We start from the raw sequence: 3,020 nt of genomic DNA, 5'->3' as shown, positions 1-3,020 counted from the left end.
TTCACCGCCGCCACCGACACACCACCCGCATACGGAGCGACCAACTCCTCCACCCGCTCCACCGGCAGCGCAACCGACATCATCCCGCCCAGACCCGCCAGACGCTCACGCACCAACCGACTCCGCAGCGCCACAACCCGCACCGCATCCCGCAACGACAACACACCCGCCACATACGCCGCCGCGATCTCACCCTGCGAATGCCCCACCACCGCCGACGGCTCCACACCACACGAACGCCACAACGCCGCCAAACCCACCATCACCGCGAACAACGCCGGCTGCACCACATCCACCCGCTCCAAAGACGGCGCACCCGCCACCCCCCGCAGCACATCCTCCAAACTCCACTCCACAAACTCCGCCAACGCCTCACCACACGCCACAACCTCAGCAGCGAACACCGGCGACGAATCCAGCAACTCCACCGCCATCCCCACCCACTGCGCACCCTGACCCGGAAACACGAACACCGGCTTGGCGCCGGGCGCGGCGCGGCCCTCGACGACCACGGGCGACGGTTCGCCGACGGACAGGGCGGCCAGACCGGCCAGCAGCTGGTCGCGGTCCGCCGCGGCCACGACACCGCGGTGCTCCAGGTGGGCCCGGTTGGTGGCCGCGGAGAAACCGAGGTCGGTCAGGGACACGTCGGGCCGCGCCAGGGCGTGCACGCGGAGCCGGTCGGCCTGTGCGCGCATCGCGGCCGCGGAACGGCCGGAGACCGTCACGGGGACGGCGGGCATCGGACGCGGCGCGGCAGCGCCGTCGGCCGGCTCCTCGGCGGGGGCCTCCTCCAGGATGATGTGCGCGTTCGTACCGCTCACGCCGAACGACGACACCGCCGCACGGCGGGGCCTGTCCCCCGCGGGCCACGGCCGCGCCTCGGCCAGCAGCTCGATGTCGCCCGCCTCCCAGTCGATGTGCGGGGAGGGTGCGTCCAGATGCAGGGTCTTCGGCAGCGTCCCGTGCCGCATCGCCATCACCATCTTGATCACACCGGCCACGCCCGCGGCCAGGGAGGTGTGACCGATGTTCGACTTGATGGAGCCGAGCCACAGCGGGTCGCCGTCGCGTTCGCGGCCGTACGTCGCCAGCAGCGCGTGTGCCTCGATCGGGTCGCCCAGGACGGTGCCGGTGCCGTGGCCCTCGACCGCGTCCACGTCGGCCGGGGACAGCCCGGCGTTGGCCAATGCCTGCCGGATGACCCGTTCCTGGGAGGGTCCGTTCGGCGCGGTGAGGCCGTTGCTCGCGCCGTCCTGGTTGATCGCGGTTCCGCGGATCAGGCCGAGGATGTCGCGTCCGTTGCGCTTGGCGTCGGACAGCCGCTCCAGCACCACCAGGCCCAGGCCGTCGGAGAATCCCGTACCGTCGGCGGACGCCGCGTACGCACGGCAGCGGCCGTCCGGCGAGACGGCCTGCTGGCGGCTGAACTCGGCCAGCAGGAAGGGGCCGGACATGATGGTCACGCCGCCGACGAGAGCCATGGAGCATTCGCCCGCGCGCAGGGCCTGTGCGGCCATGTGCAGGGCGACCGCGGAGGAGGAGCAGGCAGTGTCCACGGACACCGCGGGGCCCTCAAGCCCGAACACGTAGGAGATGCGGCCGGACGACACGCTGGCCGCTCCGCCGGTGAGCTGGAAGCCTTCGATGTGCGGCAGGCTGCCCGCGGGCACCGTGCAGTAGTCGCTGGTGCCGACGCCGCAGAAGACGCCGGTGTTGCTGCCGCGCAGCGAGGTCGGGTCGATACCGGCGTGTTCGAACGCCTCCCAGGATGCCTCCAGCAGCAGACGCTGCTGCGGGTCCATGGCCAGCGCCTCACGCGGGCTGATGCCGAAGAACTCGGCGTCGAACTCCGCGATCCGGTCGAGGAAGCCGCCGCCGCTCGTGGACACGGCGCCGGGCCGGCGCATGCTCGGGTCGTAGATCCGCTCCAGGTCCCAGCCGCGGTCGGCGGGCAGCCCGGTGATGGCGTCGCGTCCCGACGCGACGAGTTCCCAGAGTTCCTCGGGGGTAGTGACACCGCCGGGGTAGCGGCAGCTCATGCCGACGATCGCCAGCGGCTCGCCGGCCTGCGCGAGCAGCCGCTTGTTGAGCTGGCGGAGCCTGTCGGTCTCCTTGAGGGACTTGCGGAGCGCCTCGATGAGCTGGTTCTGATCGGTGGCCATGTCTATTCCTTCATCTCCGGGCTCATTGCGGCGACGGCGTTCTCGGCCGGGCTCATGCGAGGTCCTCCTGGGCCATCCGGATCAGGGCTTCCGCGTCCATGTCGTCGAACGACGCGGCGTCCCCGTCGTCGGTGGCCGCCTCCGGCGCGTCGTTGTCGGCCAGTTCGCGCAGGGTGTCGAGCAGCCCGGCCTTCCGCAGCCGGTCGACGGGGATCGACGCGAGCAGCGCGCGGATCTCGTCCTGCTCGGACCGCGGTGCGGCGGCGGAGTCGGGGACGATCTCCGGCAGCAGATGGCGGGCGATGGCCGCCGGGCTGGGGTGGTCGAACACGACGGTGGCGGGCAGGCGCACGCCGGTGGCCTGCGTGAGCCGGTTGCGCAGCTCGACGGCGCTGAGCGAGTCGAAGCCGAGCTCCTTGAACGCCCGTTCGGGGTCGACGGACGCGGCCGACGCATGTCCGAGTACGGCCGCGACCTGGGCCTGGACCAGTTCGAGGACGATCCGCTCCCGGTCCGCCTCCGGTGCGCCGGCCAGCCGCTGCACCAGCGCACCCGCGCTGGTGTCGGCGGTCCGGGCCGGGGTGCGGACCAGTCCGCGCAGCAGCGGCGGGAGCATCCCCGCCCGGGCCTGGGCCCGCAGCGCGGTCGTCTCCAACAGCACCGGAGCAACCACGGCCGCGTCCACGTCCAAGGCCTCATCGAACAGCGGCAGACCGGTCTCGGCGGTAAGGGCACTCATACCCATCCGCTCCAGACGCGCCAGCTCCGCCTCGTCCAACTGCGCCGCCATGCCCGCGGCTTCCGACCACACACCCCACGCCAGCGAAGTCGCCGGCAGACCCGCCGCCCGCCGGA

The 3,020-nt window shown here is 72.2% G+C and carries 2 protein-coding genes; both read right to left on the bottom strand.

Annotation, left to right across the window (positions count from 1 at the left end):
- On the bottom strand, positions 1-2,165 hold a 2,165-nt coding region (locus tag FVS66_RS30770; RefSeq protein ID WP_149184536.1), incomplete at its 3' end, for a type I polyketide synthase.
- A 52-nt stretch (positions 2,166-2,217) separates the two neighbouring features.
- The coding region (locus FVS66_RS30765) for an acyl carrier protein (protein ID WP_222947000.1) at positions 2,218-3,020 on the bottom strand (803 nt) is incomplete at its 5' end.

It is taken from the genome of Streptomyces sp. TRM49041, from assembly GCF_008271805.1.
GTDB lineage: Bacteria > Actinomycetota > Actinomycetes > Streptomycetales > Streptomycetaceae > Streptomyces.
The sequence above is the reverse complement of the archived record's forward strand: the minus strand, read 5'-3'. Positions and strand labels throughout refer to the sequence as shown.